The following is a 1,924-nucleotide window of genomic DNA, read 5'->3' as shown; positions in this document are numbered from 1 at the left end:
CCTTCTCTTTTATCAGAAGCTGTACCTAGGGCTAAATTATCAAAGATAAAAGTATTATTAGCGCTTTCATTTTTTGCATTAATAATATATACATTAGAACTAGCTGCACTTGAATAATCTTTAATATTTAAAGTATTATCATTAGCATTTTCATTAGCTCTTAAAATGATTTTAGAACCTTTATCTATATTAGAAGCATTAGATAAAGATTGTACAAGATTATATTTTATAGTGTTTTTTTCTAAATTATCAGCTTCTATAATAGCAGTTAGATTTCTACCTGATTTTACATTATCTAAAACTATACTATTAGCATTAGCACTACTTGCATAATAATCTTTATTATCTAAACTAACCTTACTAACTCCATATAAGTATAAAGGCATAGCTATATTTGAGTTTTTAATAACAATATTGTTATTATTTGCTTTAGAACTTAGAGTTTGTGCTGCTGTGATTTGAATTTTATCTTGATGATTTTCAGTGGTAAGTCCTTTGGTTAAGTCTCCATTGATATTTATACTATTTCTATTAGCTCCTTTAGTAGCTACCCCACCATAAAGATTAAACTCATTTTTACCTGTAAAATTAGAATTAATCTCAAATGGCTTTTTAAGAGTAATATTAATATTATTATCATTAGCTATGCCATTATTAGTTATACCTGCATAAAAGTCTAAGAGTGCTTTTACTTCTACATTAGTATTTAATGCTAATAAGGTTTGCAAGTCTTTTATATCTATGGTGTTTTTATAAGCATTACCTTGTATGATTTTACCCCCATAAACTGCTCCTACTAAAATAGCATTGTATGCTAATGGAGTATTTTTAGTATCCACTCTTAAATCTAGTTTTAAATCATTAATAATTACACTATTATTGCTTACTTCATAGCTTTGATTGTTATTTACATCTACAAAAGCTCCACCTAAGTGAGTAGCAGCTGATGTTGAATAAGCTCCACTTGGACCATGGACTAATAAAGAAGCTCCATCTATAATAACCTTATTATTTTTAGCATTAGCATTATAAGTATAAGCTCCTACCACATGAGTCATTCTCTCATCAAAAATATTATCCCCTAAAGTGCTTTGTTTATAAGGAGTAGTATGAAAGTCTATCTTAGAGCCGCTATTTAAAATAACAGTATTATTATTAGTATTAGCATCAACCCCAAAAGCACCTAAGATATAAGGAGCACCATTTAAAGGTAAGGTATAGGTGTTTTCAACACCCATATTTACATAGGCATCTTTTAAGAAATTTAAAGTATTATTGCTTGCTTCACCTTTTCTTGCTATGGCTGGAGTGATTAAAAAATTATATTTATTATCTAAACCACTAGCTTTAGGATTAATTACTTCTTTATCGGTAGGTTTTAAATAATATACTGAAGATAATTCCCCTGCTTTTAATACTAGAGTATTATTATTTGCTTTTACATTAAAGGTATAGGCTGAAACTAAAAAAGGTATATAGCTGATTTGATTTAGGGTAGTATTGGCTGAGTTAGAACTATGAAAACCATTAACTACAAAAATATCTTCTTTAATACTTGGAGTGAGTATGTCTTGTTTAAAATATAAATCATTCATTTTTTCATGAGCTTTGTTTTTAGGATTATCATAGATTAAAGTAATATTTGAAAGGTTTTTATTGCTAGCCATTTGACCATAGAAGTTTTTACCACTTAAGAGTTTATATGTGTCAAGATTATAATCATAAACATCATTATTATTATAATGGTGTTTTTTAATTACATAAGTATTAGAAGCTTTATCATAATTTGCCTGGGTGGCAGCTTCTAAAGAGTTTAGTGAAAGTATAGTGAGTAGGGAAAGTTTTAATAGATTAAAGTTTTTATAGTTTTTTAAAGGGTTTAAAGTGTTTGAGTTAAAACGAAAATTATCGTATCCCCCCCCCC

At 28.0% G+C, this 1,924-nt stretch carries 1 protein-coding gene; it reads right to left on the bottom strand.

The window, feature by feature from the left end; translation table 11 throughout:
- Positions 1-1,924, bottom strand: a 1,924-nt coding sequence (locus L8V85_RS08255; RefSeq protein WP_263737822.1) for a hypothetical protein, incomplete at both ends; no start/stop codon positions are given.

Origin of the sequence: Campylobacter sp. IFREMER_LSEM_CL2090 (assembly GCF_025771865.1) — a bacterium.
Classification (GTDB): domain Bacteria; phylum Campylobacterota; class Campylobacteria; order Campylobacterales; family Campylobacteraceae; genus Campylobacter_D; species Campylobacter_D lari_D.
Note: the sequence above shows the minus strand (reverse complement) of the source record. Positions and strands in the feature narration are given on the sequence as shown.